Raw genomic sequence first — 14945 nt, 5'->3', positions numbered from 1 at the left:
GACGGTGCGCCATGACGTTTGACGGCGTCCGGTCAGGATGCCGTCCCGCTGATCCGTGCCGAGCGGGCCATGCTTCGGACCCAACACCGCGGGTTCGGGAGGGCGCGGGCCGCTCTCCTTCCAGGGAGCGAGTCACGGTGCGCATGCCCGCGCTGTTGCAGGACGAACGGAGCCCGTCCGAAGGCCTTCGCGCCACCTTCGTCTACGGCGCGCGGGTCGTCAGGCCGACCGACAGGAAGCGCTCGATCATCGCGTTGACCTGGTCGGCCACCTCGAGCGTGTTGAAATGGCCTGCGAGCAGGGTCTTGGCGGTGACGAGTTGCGGGCAGAGTTCGCGCAGTCGGTCGAGATCGCGCGCCGCCTCCACCAGGGGCACGTCCGCCGAGATGTAGGCCATAGGTATCCGGCAGGCGCGCGCCGCCGGCACCGGATCGTGGTGCCGTACCATGTTGCTGAGGGCCGAATAGGCCACATGCTGCGGCGTTCTCAGGCAGGGGCCGAGGATGAACGTGTCGAAGAGTGCCTGCCGCCGCGCCGGATGGTCGTGATCGCAGCCGATCGCCCAGGCCGTGTTGCGCACGACGCTCCGGTAATCCGGGCTGCCGACGCCCGCCAACAATCCTTCGATCTCGGCCATGCCCGCCGCGTCGGGCGAGGGCAGGACGATCGTGTCGATCATCACGAGACCGGCGGCGAGGTCGGGATGGCGACCACACAGCTCCAACGCCACCGCGCCGCCGAGGCTGTGGCCGATGACCAGCGGCTTTACCAAGCCCAGCGTCCGGCATTGCCACGCGATGTCCTCGGCGAAGCCCTCCATCGTGTAGTCCTGCTCCGGCGCGTCGCTGGCGCCGTGGCCGCGCAGGTCCACCGCCACGACGCGGTGCGTCTTCGAGAAGTGCCGGATCTGCGGCGTGAAGATCCCATGATCGCCGGTCCAGCCGTTGATCAGCAGCAAGGGATGCCCAACAGGCGTGAGCGGTCCGGCGTCGATATGGGCAAGCCGGGTGCCGTCGCGCGTCAGGTGGCGCGGCTGCCAGGAGGGTGGGTCGAAGGTCATGCGGGCTCTCCGTTCTGTCGGGAGGGGGAGGGGGATGAGGGCTGCCGCCGTGCCGGCCGCGTGAGGCCGGCGTGGGCGGCGAACGCCGTGAGGCAGCAGCCGAGCATGACGGCGGCCATCGACAGAGCCGACCGGCCGTCGAAGAACCGGGCGACGACGTCGCTCGCGAAGGCCGCGCTGGCCATCTGAAGGAAGACCGCGACGGCGCTGGTCGAGCCTGCAGCTTCCGGGCTGACATCCGTGGCGCCGTGCATGGCGTTGGGCGAGATGAGGCCGAAGGCCAGGGCCACGCCGACCATCGCGGCGATCACCGGCGGGGCCACGGGAGGTCCGATCAGCGTGGCGGCGAGGAGGATTGCCGCCGAACTCGTCGCCAAAACGAGGCCGGCACCGATCACCCGCTCAGGAGCGATGCCCCGGGCCGAGAGGCGCCCATTCAGGAACGCGCCGCCCATCACCGACAAGGAACTCGCCCCGAACACCAGCCCGTAGGCCAGCGGACTGAAGCCGAGGGCGTCAATGAACACCAGTGCGGAACCGGTGATGTAGGCGAAGACCGCGCCTGCCGCCGCGGCGTTGCACAGCGCGTGGCCGAGGAAAGCCCCGCTCGCCAGAATCCGGCCGTAGCCGCGCAGGATCCCGGTGGCCGCCGGCTCGGGACCGGGCCGCCGCCGCAGGGGCTCGTCGATGTGCCGGATCCCTACCAGAGCCACGAGGGCGGCGGCGATCGGCGCGGCGTGGATCAGACGCCAACTGCCGAGATCCATCACTTCCGCGCCCACCGCCGGGGCCACCATCGGCACAACGTTGATGATGAGGACGACGAACGACATCCGCGCGCGCGCCGCCTCGCCCCTGAACAAGTCCCGCACCATCGCCAGGACCGCCATGCCCGGGCCCGCGGCACCGATCCCCTGGAGGGCGCGGAACAATAGGAAGTGCGGCAACGTCCGCGCCGTGGCGCAGCCGAGGCTGCCGCCGATGAGAAGCAGGCAGCCGCAGGCGACGGCGGGCTTGCGGCCCAGGCGGTCCGAGACCGGACCGTAGACCAGCAGCGCCGACCCGAAGCCGAGCAGGTAGGCGCTCATGGCCGCGCCCATCGCGGACGGCGGGACATGCAGCGCGGCCGCCGTGTCCGGCAGGCTCGGCAGGATCATGTCGATCCCGAAGGTCGGGAGGGCCGCCAACAGCCCGAGCAGGGCCGAGAAGGCGGCTGAGCCGGGGCGGATGCGGGGATGCCCCGGCACGAGGGCCCGGATCAGGCCCAACGCCGGTCTCCGCCCCGATCCGAAGCCCTGTGCGACGCTGTCATCGCCTCGATCTCCCGGACGAGGCCGGCCGCGTCGAGATCCGCCCGCACGGCCGCGCCGAGGACCCTCGCGGCTGCCCGGAAATTCGGTTCCGCCAGAAGCCGGCGGGCCGCCGTCGCAATCTCGGTCTCGAGCGCCCCGGCAGGAAGACGCAGGCCGGCGCCGCGCTGGGCGATACGGGCGGCGTTGTCGGCCTGGTCGCGCGCGAGCGGGATGACCAGCAGGGGCACGCCGTGCAGCAGCGCGCGACTGACGGTGCCGTGACCGCCCTGGCACACCACCAGATCCGCCTCTGCCATGAGGGCGTCATGGGAGGCCGCCGCCACGACACGGATGGTGGCCGGGGCAGCGAGATCCTCCGCCACGACATTGTGGCCGGTGGTCACGACGGTCTCGGCATCGACCGTCCCGAGGGCACACGCGATGCGCCGCAGGAGGTCGGTCTGGTTCTGGGCGCCGGTGCTGCCGGCGACGAGGATCCGGGGCCGGCGCGCCCCGGGCCATGCGGTCAGAGCCCCGCGGGACCAGCCCGGTTCATCGAGCAAGGGCCCAATGTACCGATAGTTGGCAGGAAGCGCTTCGGTGTCGAAGTCGAAGGTGCGGCTGATGGCCAGGAGGACGCGCTCCGCCTTTTCGAAGTGCGCGAACGCGGTGGCGACCGGGGGCAGCCCGAAGGCGCGCCGTGCGGCGTTGAGCACCGGCCTTCCCTGTTCCATCGCGGACACGATCGCGGTTTTCGCTGCCTCCACTGCGGCCTGCTCCTCCGCGTTCCGCGGCGGCGCCAAGCCACTGGCTGCTGTCGGAATGCCGGGTAGCGGACGGATGCTGACATGCGGCGACAGGACCGCGTGCGGCAGTGCGGCGGCCTCGGCCGCAAGGGCGCAGCCGACCAGGAGATCGATGCTCAGGACGGCGTCGGTCGGAACGCGGCGGATCTCGTCCAGCGTATCCGCCGCGTAGGTACGCGCCGGCGCGAACATGGTCTTACGCAGCCAGTCCGCCAGATCCGAGAAATCGGCCGGGTCGGCATCGATGCCGGTCGGAGCCCGGCGCCACCCGATGAACGGGAAGCCGGCCGCCTCGACCTCGCCACGCATCGCCAACTCGGCCATGACGCGCGGGTGGTGGCCCGCCCGGTGCAACTGCCGGGCTGCCGTAAGCACAGGGCTAAGATTGCCCGCGGTTCCCCATGAGATACATAAGACATGAAGCGGCATGGTCTTGATCTCCCAATACGATCGCGCATGAAGGCGTTGTTTCGGATTGTAATTCAGCTAATACATCTCAGAAATTAAATTTATTACGTCGATATTAATCGATATTAGCATTGCTGGTGCCGATACTGCGCACTAATATTGACAAGAAATTCGATATAATCTGGATGCGTATGGTGGATACATCCGCCGTAGGCGAAGCCGATCGTCAAAGCCTCCAGCAGCCATGCGAAGGCGCCACGTCCCGCTGAGGGGCCAGCGACCAACGGTGGAGTCGGGCCGGTACGATCCCGGGATCGGCTGCCCGGCGGCTGCCCAGTGTCCGCTACGGGATCCCGCCAATCTGGTCCGGACTTACGGAAGTGTCTGCGGCTGCGCGGGCAGACCGCCGCGATCACGGCATCAATCATGGCCACCTCTCCACTACGAGAAGTCGACCATTGTATTTTCGAGTTACATCGCCATGTCGGTCAGCATCAATTCATATTACAGCTGTAGCAAACCGTCTTTTCGTTCGTCCGATACAGCTATGTCCAGGGCGAATGCTCGTGTTGTGTTGCCCCGCACAATATGAAGGGCGCAATCCTTTGGGGGGCATGATATCAGCTTCGCCGTGCAAGGCCCGACGTCCGGACGTGCCCTGAAGGGTGGCCGGGGTGGGTCGGCGAAGGATGGGTCGGTCTCCCGGGCGGCGCAGTCCCCCAATCCGGGGCAGCTGCCTTTGTCCTTGAGCCGGCGCATCGAGATCGTGCCGTCGCGGCAGGCTGCCGCGAAGCGGAGTTGGCCATGATCGAACCCAGTCTGGACCGGGGTCACGGGCGGAGCGCACGTCCCGGCACGACGCGCATCCTCCTCGTCGAGGACGATGCGGGTATGCAGCGCATCGTCTCGGACCACTTCGCCGACCACGACGTCGACGTCACCCCGGCGATCGACCGAGCGGAGGCGGAGAAGCGGCTTGCGGAAGGCACTTTCGATCTCGTCGTGCTCGACCTGAGACTGGGGTCGGAGAACGGGCTGGATCTCTTGCGCGACCTGCGCGCCAGGAGCGACCTGCCGGTGATCATCACCACCGGTCACCGCCGGGACGAGATCGACCGGGTGATCGGTCTCGAACTCGGCGCGGACGATTACCTCGTCAAACCCTACGGTTTGCGTGAGCTGCTCGCCCGGGTGCGGGTGATCCTGCGGCGAGCCGAGGTCGTACCCATTCCAGCCCGGGCCCAGGAATCTCACCGGAGCCGCTTCGACGATTGGGTTCTCGACCGGCGTCGCCGGCGGCTCACCAACCCCGCGGGCGCGGATGTCGCCCTCAGCAAGGGCGAATACGCGCTGCTGGTGGCCTTCCTGGACGCCCCTCAGCGTCCACTGAGCCGCGAGCAGCTCCTTCAGGCCACCCGCGTCCACGAAGACGTGTTCGACCGCAGCATCGACGTCCAGATCCTGCGGCTACGCCGAAAGCTGGAGGCGGATCCCAGCACACCGCGCCTGATCGTCACCGAGCGCGGCGTCGGCTACGTCTTCGCCGCGCACGTCGAGAAACTATAGCCGTGGCCCTGCCACGCTTGGCCCGGTCCGCCGCCGCCGTTCTCGTGGCTGGCCTCGTGGGCAGCGCCCTGGCCGTCCTGCCGCCGTTCGCCCAGGAGCAGCCGGCCGGCGGCCGTCTTCCGGCAGAGGCCGTGGAGGCGTTGGACGTCATCACGCCGGTCCCGACCAGCCTCGGGTCGGATCCGGACCGGATCGCACTCGGCCGGATGCTGTTCACCGACACCCGGCTGTCGCTCGGGGGCGACCGGGCCTGCATCACCTGCCACGACATCCGCAGCAACGGCGCGAGCGCGGTCGCGCGGAATCTCACCGCCGACGGCACGCCCGCCCCGCGCAACACGCCCACAGCCTTCAATGCGGCACTGAGCTTCCGCCTCGGCTGGGCGGGCGATATCCCGACCCTGCAGGACCAAGCCGAGCTCGCCCTGACGCGACCGGAATTCCTGGGCGGATCGTGGCCCGATATCCTTGCGGTGATCCGCGACGATCCGGCGCTCGCCGAGCCGTTCCGCGCCGCTTACGGCCGGGAGGCCGATCGGGAGGCCGTGATCGACGCGATCAACAGCTTCGAGCGCAGCCTGCTCACCCCCGACAGCCGCTTCGACCGGTGGCTGCGCGGCGACGCCCACGCCATCACCGAGGCGGAGCGGGCGGGCTTCGCCCTGTTTCGAGGCATCGGCTGCGCCGCCTGCCACCAGGGCGTCAATGTCGGCGGAAACCTGTTCGAGAAGGTCGGGATCTTCGTCACGATCCCCAACAAGGCCGCCGAGGTGCTCCGGGTCCCCAGCCTGCGCAACGTCGCGGTCACGGCCCCCTATTTCGACGATGGCGGCATCGCGACGCTACCCGAGGCGGTGCGGCTCATGGCGCGGGCCCAGCTCGGCCGGGAGCTGACGGCTTCGCAGACCGACGCGATCGTGGCGTTCCTCGGGACCCTGACCGGCTCCTACGCGGGACGCCCCCTCACGGCTCCGAACGCGCCCTCCGCGGTGCCGCAACGATGAGGCTGACCGCGCAGGCCGCTGTCCTCGGCGCGCTGCTGGCCGCGCTTCTCACGTGGCTGATGATCAACGGCAAAGGCGAGATGGACGCCGCCTACGTGCGGACCCAGCGAACGATCGACGCCATCGCCCTCGCGGAGTCCCGGATGCAGCACGACGTGCTCCGCGCCAGGACCGGGCTCCTGCGCAACTACGATCCGATCGTGGCCCACCTCCGGGACATGCGCGCGGCGCTGGCCGGCATGCGCGCGGCGAACGGCCCCGACGACGGCGAGATGCACGTTCTGGCCGAGGCGATCAGCCGAGAGGCGCAGATGGTCGAGCGCTTCAAGACCGGCAACGCCCTCGTGCAGAACTCGATCGCCTATTTCGACTCCCTCAGCGACCGCATGTCCGAGCCGGATATCGATCCCCGGCTCGCCCGCGCGGTCGCCGCCCTGCAGATACGGGTCTCGGAGCTTGCCCGGGACGCGAGCCCCGAGCGGCTCGACGCCATCCGCGCCCGGCTCGACGCCCTCGCTGCGGCCCCCTGGGGAGCGGACAGGGGTGCGGACATAGGCGCCATCGTCCTGCACGGCCGTCAACTCCTGGATCTGCTGCCGCAGGTCGACACTATCACCCGCTCCCTTCCGGCAGCGTCGAGCGAGGCGGCGCGGCAAGCCTTGCTGGAGGCCCGCCGCGCCCTCAAGGACCGGCGGCAGGCCCGCGCGGACGGTTTCCGACTCGCCCTCTACGCAGCGGCCCTGGCGCTGCTCGCCCTGGTGGTTCGCGTCGGCTTCCTGATGCGGGCCGGCACCGTGATCCTGCGCCGGACGATCGTTTTCCAAGCCGTCGTGGCGCGGGCCACCAACCTGTTTCTCGCCAGCCAGCCCGACGAGATCGAAGGCCACATCGTCGATGCCATGGCCATCGTGGGCGAAGGAGCGGGGACGGACAATTGCTACGTCCTCATGCTCGACGGCACGGATGCGGTGCATCTCTGGAATCGGCCGGGGCATCGGGCGCCTTGCGGATGGCCAGATGCGCAACGGGCCCTGGTGCCCGAGATCACGGCCGCCCCGGAAGACTACATCTTCATCGAAACGGCGGACCGGCATGGCCCTCCGGCCCTGCTTCAAGCCCTCGCGCGGCGTGGGGTCACCACATTCACATGCGCGCGCATGCGCCGGCAGGGCAGAATCGTCGGCGTGCTGTGCTTCGAGCGCACGAGCAGCACCCTGCCGCCCTGGATGCGGCACTCGCGTGGCCTCCTGCAGGTCGTCGCCGACAGCTTCGGGGCCGCCCTGGAGCGCCAGCATGTCTGGGCGGAGCGCCGCGAGATCGAGGCGACCCTTCGGCGAGCGCAACGGCTCGAAGCGATCGGGATCTTCGCAAGCGGCGTGGCGCACAACATCAACAACGTGCTCAACGTGATGCTCGGCCATGCCGAAATCGCCGCGGACGCCCTGCCGGCCGATCCGCAACGGGCCCGCAAGCAGATCGATTTTCTGGTCCAGGCGGGTGGCCGCGCGCACGAGATCGCGGCGCAGATCCTCGATTACGGGCGGCGGGGCGGCGCCGCCCAAAGCACAAGCGCGGTGGATGCGATCGTGTCCGAGACGGTGGCGCAGATCCGAACCTCGACCGCCGACCCGACCACGATCCGCCTGACGGGGGCTGCCGAAGGCGCAGTCGTAGATGGCGAGCCGGCACAGCTGCAGCAGGTGGTCCACAACCTCATCCGTAACGCGATGCAGGCCTCCGAACCGGGCGCGGCGGTCGACGTGCAGCTCGCGCGCGTCCGGCTACCCGAGCGGCGAACCGTCTCCCACGGTGAGCTGCCAGAGGGCGAGTACGTCCGTATCCGCGTGGCCGATACCGGCCGCGGAATGGATGACGGGACGCTCGCGCGCATCTTCGAGCCCTTCTTCACCACCCGTCCGGCCGGAACCGGGCTCGGGCTCGCCACCGCCTTCGAGTTCGTCCAGGAGCAGGATGGGGCCTTCGACGTGCACAGCGCAGTGGGAGAGGGCAGCACGTTCGAGGTGTGGTTGCCCGTGATCCCGCAGGCAGAAACCGCCACCTCGGTCGCCGGCGCAACCGTCATGGTTGTCGGGGGCGTGCGCGCGGCTGTGCAAGAGGATGAGGAGACCCTTGCGGCACTGGGCTACGAGCCCATCGGCTACACCGATACGGAGGCAGCGCTGGCGGCCCTGCGCGCGGAGCCCGAGCGCTTCGACCTGTTGATCGTCGAAAACAGGCCGTCGGGTCCGTTGGGTCTCGCCTTCGCCCGCCGGGCCGCCGCGATCGTGAACCGTCCGATCGTCCTCTCGCTCTCGGCCGCAGACACGGTGAGGCCGGAGGTCCTCTCGGCCGTCCCCATCGTCGATGTCGCACGCCGACCCTGGCGCCCGACCGCGCTCGCGCTAACGCTGCGACGACATCTGGGATCCGAGATGCGGAGCGCACCATCCCGGCGCGACGCCGCGAAAGCCAAGCGTTTTCAGAAGAGTACTTGATCAGAGACCCGGATCTACTGCTATTTCGGCTTGGTAAGTCCCCGCCGTTTCCCTGAGAGCCGCTTGCGAGCGCATTGCCATCGGGGACGTTATTAAGTCCCTGATCCGATGCTCTCACGTCCACCGAACCGGGATTTATTTCGGCGGTGAACGCTCAAGCTGCAACCACCTTTGCTCGCAGACGGAAGCGCGGATGGCCTGCTTTCCGGCATCGACGCCTTTTCTTTGGCCAGACCTAGCACAGTGGCGATTAATAATTTACGATATTGATCCGATTTATACTTACGTCACACGGGATATAAGGGGTGGCCTAGAAACATTGCTGGCGAAACCAGTTTGATTCCCAATCAGTTACGATTGAATAATGGGATTCGGTTTCCCGTCGCTCGGCCACGGACGCAGTCGAACTAGTGATCCTGGGCCGAGCTGGTTTCCTGGCGGTTGTCGAGCTTGCGCAATGCGGTGGCGATGTCCTGGAGGCTGGCATCGCCCTTGCGCAGGACGCGGTCGGCCTTCGACAACCGGTCGCGCTCCTCGGCCGTGACATCCCGGGCGCTGAGGACCACCACCGGCACGTCGGCGCAACCCGGCAGTCTTCTCAGACGGTCGAGGAACGAGAACCCGTCCATCACCGGCATGGTGAGGTCGAGGAGGATGAGGCGCGGCACGCCGAGCCCGACCTGATCCAGCGCCTCACGGCCGTCGCCGGCCTCGCGGACGCTCCAGCCGTTGCGTTCGAGGGCGGTCCGGAGACGGTGCCGCATGTCCGCATCGTCGTCGACCACCAGGACATCGCCGTCCGCGGCCCGGAACTGGTCCAGGATCGTCCGGAGACGTCCCCAGTCCACCGGCTTCGGCACGGCATCGACGGCTCCGAGCGAGGCGCTGAGCGTCGCGTCGGCGACGAAGCTCACCATGACCACCGGGATGCCGGCGGTTTCTGGGTCCGACTTGAGGGCAGCGAGCACAGACCAACCGTCCATGTCGGGCATCATCACGTCGAGGAGGATGGCGCGGGGCTTGAGCGACCGAGCGAGATCGAGGCCGGTGCGCCCGTCCCCCGCCGTCCGCACGGAGAACCGCTGGCGTTCGAGGAACCGGGTCATGAGCTCGCGCTGGGACGCCTCGTCGTCGATGACGAGCACCAAGTCCTCCGTGCGTTCGCCGTTCTCCGGCACCGCGTCCCGCCCGTCATCGACCGTCCGGTCCGGTGCTGCCGCCGGCACGCGCAGGGCGAAGCTCGTTCCCTCGCCCGCCGCGCTCGTCACGGTGATGTCGCCGCCGAGCAGCTGAGCGAAGGCACGGCTGAGTGCCAGCCCGAGCCCGGTCCCGCCGTAGTTGCGCGTGGTGCTCTCGTCGGCCTGCGTGAACCGCTCGAACAGGCGGCCGACCTGCTCGGGGTTCATGCCGATGCCGGTATCCCGGACCGTGAACCGGAGCCAGTCGCCGCGGGGGCCCGCCTCCCGTCCGGCTTCCAGGGTGATGGTGCCGCCCTCGGTGAACTTGGCCGCGTTGGAGAGCAGGTTGAACAGGCACTGGCGCAGCTTCACCGCGTCCGTGCGGGCTTGGCCCGCATCGTCGCCCACGTCGAGTACGAGGACGTTTCCCTTCTTCTTCACCAAGGCTTCGACCGTGGCGGCCGCGTCCGCGACGAAAGCGGCGACGTCGATGTCCTCGGGATAGAGCTCCATCTTCTCAGCCTCGACCTTCGACAGGTCGAGCACGTCGTTGATCAGCCCGAGGAGATGCTGGGCGTTCGACTTGATCTTGCCGAGATCCTTCAGGAGGCTCTCCTGCCCGAGTTCCTCCGCCTCCTCCTCCAGCATCTCGGAATAGCCGATCACGGCCGACAGAGGGGTGCGGAGTTCATGGCTCATGTTGGCCAGGAACCGGCTCTTGGCCCGGCTGTGCTCCTCGGCGGCGTCCCGCGCCTCCTTGAGCGCGACCTCGAACGCGTGGCGCTCGGTGATATCCTCGTGGACCCCTACCCACTCCCGAACCGTCCCGTCGGCATCACGCACCGGCACCGCCCGGGCCACGTAGCGGCGCCAGCCGGCTTCGGCGGTGCGCACGCGATGCTCGACGGTGTAGGGGGCCTCGTCACGCAGCGCCTGGGTCCAGGTCGCGACCGTCGCGGCGACGTCCTCGGGATGGATCGCCTCGGCCCATCCCGCGCCCATGTAGGTCTCCGGTGCCTGCCCGGTGATGGCGGCCCATCCCGCCTGCTCCTCGACGAAGCGCCCCGTGGCATCGGTCGTCCACATCACGCCGTTCACGGCCCGGACGGCGGAGCGGAAGCGCGCCTCACTGACGTGCAGGCGGCGCTGCACCCCGCGCTGGTCGAGCGAGGAGGCGATCATCGCCAGGAACAGGATGAGGAAGGTGACGCCCGCCACCGCCAAAGCGAGGTCGCGCTGGCCCGCCGCGAGGGTGGCCACGTGGGGCGCATTAGCGCCGGCCTCCTGCGCGGTGAAGGTCGCCGCGGCCATCCCGGTGTAGTGCATTCCGGCGACCGCCAACCCCATCACGCAGGCGGCCGCGAGCTTCTGCCAGGGCCGGTTGCGGCGAAAGGTGAGCCATAGCGCAGCGGTGGCAGCGGTGACCGCGATGGCGACCGACACCGCCACCACGGCCGGATCGTAGGCGAGGTTGCCGGGGACCCGCATGGCCGCCATTCCGGTGTAGTGCATCGCCGCGACGCCAAGGCCCATGAGCGGGCCGGCGACCAGCAGCGAACCCGCGCCCGTTCCCCTGCGTGCGACCCAAGCGAAGGCTCCGGCGGTGACGCCCACCGCGATCAGCAGGGATAGGAGGGTCAGTCCGAGATCGTAGGCGGCCACCATCCCCATTTCGAAGGCCAGCATGCCGACGAAATGCATCGACCAGATGCCGCCGCCCATCGCCACTGCGGCGCCGGCGCCCCAGGCCCAGCGGGGTCCGGCGTCGGGGCGCCGGACCCGCGCGCCGAGATCGAGGGCTGCGTACGAGGCGAAAATCGCGATGATGATGGAGAGTGCGACGAGGAGAGGATTGTATCCGGTGTGAACCATAGGACTTCCGGTGCGTGGTGGGCGGTCGTAGCACCGAACGACTGCGGTCTTCGGTCGATCTCCGAATCGTGAAGGCCCGCTTCCGGCGGGAGCGCTCGCCGCCGAACCGGATACGGATCCAGCGTCGGCGAACGTATCGGATCAAGGACTTGGAGCAGCTCCCGAGCGCAACGCGATAGGGAATGGCTCTCGCGCCGGTGGCTCGGCAGCGCCCGATCGCGTCTGCAGGCTTTGCCGCAGCCCCGGGCTACGTGACCACCGAGCGCAGCAGCGCTGGCAATTCGTCGAGGCCGACTTGGCCCTTGCGCAGGACGCTGTCGGCCTGCCCCGCCAGTCGCCGCCGGTCCTCGCCGTCGACGTCCTTGGCGGTCAGCACGACGACCGGGATCGAGCCCCATTCCGGCTTGGCCCGCAGGATGCTCAGGAAGGTGAAGCCGTCCATCTCGGGCATCATGAGGTCGAGCAGTACGAGGCACGGCCGCTCGGCGGCGACGGCGGCGAGCCCGACCTTTCCATTCTCGGCGGCGACGATCCGCCAGCCTTCCCGGGACAGCCTCGCCGCCATCCGGTCACGCGTGTCGTCATCGTCATCGATGACGAGCAACGGACCTTCATGGTCCTGGGGACGGAAGCGGTCCATCACGCCATGGAGTTCGTCCCAATCCACCGGCTTCTGCAGGTAGTCCGTGGCGCCGAGGGAGAACGCGAGGTTCCGCTCGCCCAGCACCGTCACCATGATGATCGGCGTGTTTCCGAGTTCGGTATCGCCACGGAGCGCACGGAGGACCGACCAGCCGTCCATCTGCGGCATGGTCACGTCGAGGAGGATGACCCGAGGCCGCAGGCGGTGGGCCATGTCCAAGCCCTCCCTGCCGTCGACGGCGGCCGCGACGTGGAACCCGTCGCGCTTGAGGAAGCGGGTCAGGAGATCGCGCGTTGCAGGATCGTCGTCCACGACGAGGACGACGCCCCGCCCGGATGCGTCATCGGACGGCGTCGGCCCGGTATCCTCGTCCACCTGAGGTGCGTCGTTCGTTCCGGCGATACGCGCCGGCACCGACACCGTGAAGGTCGTTCCACGCCCCGCCTCGCTGGCCACCGCGATGGTGCCGCCCAGCATGGATGCGAACGCCCGTGTGATGGAGAGGCCGAGCCCCGTCCCGCCGAACTTCCGCGTGGTCGAGGCGTCGGCCTGCGTGAACCGCTCGAACAGCCGGGCCTGCTGATCCGGGCTCATGCCGATTCCGGTGTCGCTTACCCGGAAGGTCAGCCAATCGACGCCGTCGCGTTCGCCCCGTTCCGCCGACAGGGTGATCCGTCCGCCTTCCGTGAACTTGGCTGCGTTGCTCAGGAGGTTGATCAGGCATTGGCGCAGCTTGGTCACGTCGGTGCGCGCGTCGCCGAGGTCGGCGGCGAGGTCCAAGGATAAGGCGTTCTCCTTGGCGGAAACGAGAGATTCCACCGTAGCCGCGACGTCGCGCACGATGGCGTCGACGGCAAAGTCCTCGACGTAGGTCTCCATGCGCTCGGCCTCGATCTTCGAGAGGTCGAGGACGTCGTTGATGAGCCCGAGGAGGTGGCGGGCATTCGCTTCGATCTTGCGCATGTCGGGCAGCAGGTCGTCGTGGCCGCCGTCCTCCATCTCCTCCTGCAGCATTTCGGAGTAGCCGATCACCGCCGAAAGCGGCGTCCGAAGCTCGTGGCTCATGTTGGCGAGGAACTCGCTCTTGGCCCGGTTGGCCTCCTCCGCGGCCTGCTTGGCGGCAGCCAGATGTAGCTCGTCCCGCTTGCGTCCGTCGATGTCGGTCACCACCATGACGGCGCCGATGCAGCGACCGTCGATGTCGCGCATCTGCACAGCCGAGAATCCGACCCAGGCGCGGCTTCCATCACCGCGCTGGTAGTCCACCTCGAGATCCGCGCGCGGCTCGCCGTCCCGCGCCACCCGGGCCAGCGGCCATTCTTTGGGATCGACCCGGCGCCGGTCGGCGTGGAACCCGATCCAGCGTTCCGGCCGCTCGCCGGTCGGATCGTCGGCCACCTTGTGCCCGAGAATCGCTCCGGCGCGGGCGTTGTGACCGACGATGCGTCCGGACGGCGCCTCCGCAATGAGGACGCCGACGGGGAGCGTCTCCATCACCGTCCGCAGAGTAGCCTCGCCCGCCCGCATGCCCCGGCGCGCCTCGGCCTCGCCGGCTTCCGCCAGCCCAGCCGGTATGGTGCCGGCGAACAGCGAGGCGACGTGCAGGTCGAGGCCGGTGAAGGCATCGGGGTGGCTGGACTGGAGCTTCAGGACGCCGACGGCCTCGCCTCCGCGGAGGATCGGGACGCAGACGGCCGAGCGGGCGCCGAGCGCTTCGACGAGGTCTCGCCTGACCCGGGGATCGACGAGGAGGTCCGGGCAGAGGACCGGCTTGGCATTCATCAGGCAGTGGCCTGAGAGGCTGCCGGCGATCGGGACGCGCAGCCCCACGTGGGCGCCGAGCGCACCGCGTGCCGAACGGTAGACCAGTTCGTCGCCCTCGCGCAGTTCGATCACCGCCCCTTCGGTTTGGGAGACCGCGGCCATGACGCCGCCCACAAGGGTATCGAGAATGACGTCGCGATCCCCGGCCGCCTGGGTCACGGCGGCCTGGGCGGCGATCAGCGCGTTCTGCTGATCGATCAGCGCGGCCTGGCCGGAGAGAAGGCCCTCGCGCTCGGCGACCGAGCGGCGCAGCTCCATCTGTGACATGACCTGTCCGGCGAGCGCGCGCAGGGCTGTCGCCTGCCGGTCCGTGAGACCGTCCGGTCGAGGAGCCAAGTCGATCACTCAGAGACTGCCGAGGCGCTGGCCGTCGACGGCCTCCAACGGCGCGCCGGCGTAGAAGCGGAGGCTCGGTTCGCCGGTGACGAGTGGATTGTCTCGCGTGCGAGGGTCCAGCGACAGGTCCGGGATGACCAGAAGGTCCGGTGCGCCCAGAACGTGCGCGCAGATCGATTTGTCGAGGGATGTCTCGCACGAGGCAAACCCGGACTTTGCCTTGAACCACTGGCGGTCGCCCGCCACGAGGCTGACGAGCGCGACCGGGGCGGAGCAGATCAGCCGAGCCAGCTCGACGATATCGTCGAACCCCTTCTCGGGAGGCGTGTCGAGGATGTCGTACTCGCGAAGCGCTTCCAGCCGGCGGGCGTCGCCGACATGAGGCGGGAGCGTACGGGTGTCGGTCATGGGCGGCTCGCTGTCGGGAACGGATGCGCTCGCCGACGCAAGGCCGCGATGTG

At 68.9% G+C, this 14945-nt stretch carries 9 protein-coding genes; 3 read left to right on the top strand and 6 right to left on the bottom strand.

The features are described from left to right. Nucleotides 1–202: 202 nt before the first annotated feature. Genes FV242_RS02185 through FV242_RS02175 form a run of 3 tightly spaced genes read right to left on the bottom strand, consistent with a single transcriptional unit; the run spans nucleotide 203 to nucleotide 3467 of the window. Nucleotides 203–1060, bottom strand: coding sequence for an alpha/beta fold hydrolase (locus FV242_RS02185; RefSeq protein ID WP_147937765.1), 858 nt, complete (start codon nucleotides 1058–1060; stop codon nucleotides 203–205). Further along, on the bottom strand, nucleotides 1057–2328 hold the full coding sequence (locus FV242_RS02180) for a multidrug effflux MFS transporter (protein WP_147937764.1): 1272 nt from the start codon (nucleotides 2326–2328) through the stop codon (nucleotides 1057–1059). The genes FV242_RS02185 and FV242_RS02180 overlap by 4 nt, the downstream gene beginning before the upstream one ends. Continuing rightward, nucleotides 2319–3467: a glycosyltransferase gene (locus tag FV242_RS02175; protein ID WP_246692569.1), complete on the bottom strand. Its 1149-nt coding sequence runs from the start codon at nucleotides 3465–3467 to the stop codon at nucleotides 2319–2321. Before FV242_RS02175 ends, FV242_RS02180 begins: the two co-directional genes overlap by 10 nt. Before the next feature lie 903 nt (nucleotides 3468–4370). Here FV242_RS02175 and FV242_RS02170 point away from each other — a divergent pair. Genes FV242_RS02170 through FV242_RS02160 form a run of 3 tightly spaced genes read left to right on the top strand, consistent with a single transcriptional unit; the run spans nucleotide 4371 to nucleotide 8631 of the window. Continuing rightward, complete coding sequence (locus tag FV242_RS02170) at nucleotides 4371–5132, top strand: response regulator (protein ID WP_147908536.1); 762 nt, start codon at nucleotides 4371–4373, stop codon at nucleotides 5130–5132. Nucleotides 5133–5134: 2 nt separating this feature from the next. Beyond that, the gene (locus FV242_RS02165; protein ID WP_246692568.1) at nucleotides 5135–6136 is read left to right on the top strand and encodes a cytochrome-c peroxidase; all 1002 of its coding nucleotides are present in this window, start codon (nucleotides 5135–5137) and stop codon (nucleotides 6134–6136) included. Further along, on the top strand, nucleotides 6133–8631 hold the full coding sequence (locus tag FV242_RS02160; protein WP_147937762.1) for a two-component system VirA-like sensor kinase: 2499 nt from the start codon (nucleotides 6133–6135) through the stop codon (nucleotides 8629–8631). Before FV242_RS02165 ends, FV242_RS02160 begins: the two co-directional genes overlap by 4 nt. 407 nt (nucleotides 8632–9038) lie before the next feature. Here the strand turns inward: FV242_RS02160 and FV242_RS02155 are convergent, their stop codons facing one another. The 3 genes from FV242_RS02155 to FV242_RS02145 form a co-directional block, all read right to left on the bottom strand. After that, nucleotides 9039–11681, bottom strand: coding sequence for an MHYT domain-containing protein (locus FV242_RS02155; RefSeq protein WP_147937761.1), 2643 nt, complete (start codon nucleotides 11679–11681; stop codon nucleotides 9039–9041). 247 nt (nucleotides 11682–11928) lie between these two features. Further along, nucleotides 11929–14415 carry a response regulator gene (locus FV242_RS02150; RefSeq protein WP_147937760.1) on the bottom strand — a complete coding sequence of 829 codons (2487 nt, stop codon included), beginning with the start codon at nucleotides 14413–14415 and terminating at the stop codon, nucleotides 11929–11931. A 78-nt stretch (nucleotides 14416–14493) separates the two neighbouring features. Next, nucleotides 14494–14892, bottom strand: a complete 399-nt coding sequence (locus FV242_RS02145) for a GAF domain-containing protein (protein WP_147937759.1) — start codon at nucleotides 14890–14892, stop codon at nucleotides 14494–14496. Nucleotides 14893–14945 lie beyond the last annotated feature (53 nt).

The sequence above is a fragment of the Methylobacterium sp. WL64 genome (genome assembly GCF_008039945.1).
Classification (GTDB): domain Bacteria; phylum Pseudomonadota; class Alphaproteobacteria; order Rhizobiales; family Beijerinckiaceae; genus Methylobacterium.
Note: the sequence above shows the minus strand (reverse complement) of the source record. Positions and strands in the feature narration are given on the sequence as shown.

Excerpts from the sequence above, each read along its gene's own strand:
- FV242_RS02170 (WP_147908536.1), top strand. The coding sequence starts at position 4,371 with ATGATCGAACCCAGTCTGGACCGGGGTCACGGGCGGAGCGCACGTCCC.
- FV242_RS02145 (WP_147937759.1), bottom strand. The coding sequence starts at position 14,892 with ATGACCGACACCCGTACGCTCCCGCCTCATGTCGGCGACGCCCGCCGG.
- FV242_RS02160 (WP_147937762.1), top strand. The coding sequence starts at position 6,133 with ATGAGGCTGACCGCGCAGGCCGCTGTCCTCGGCGCGCTGCTGGCCGCG.
- FV242_RS02155 (WP_147937761.1), bottom strand. The coding sequence starts at position 11,681 with ATGGTTCACACCGGATACAATCCTCTCCTCGTCGCACTCTCCATCATC.
- FV242_RS02185 (WP_147937765.1), bottom strand. The coding sequence starts at position 1,060 with ATGACCTTCGACCCACCCTCCTGGCAGCCGCGCCACCTGACGCGCGAC.
- FV242_RS02150 (WP_147937760.1), bottom strand. The coding sequence starts at position 14,415 with ATGTCACAGATGGAGCTGCGCCGCTCGGTCGCCGAGCGCGAGGGCCTT.
- FV242_RS02175 (WP_246692569.1), bottom strand. The coding sequence starts at position 3,467 with ATGCGTGGCGAGGTCGAGGCGGCCGGCTTCCCGTTCATCGGGTGGCGC.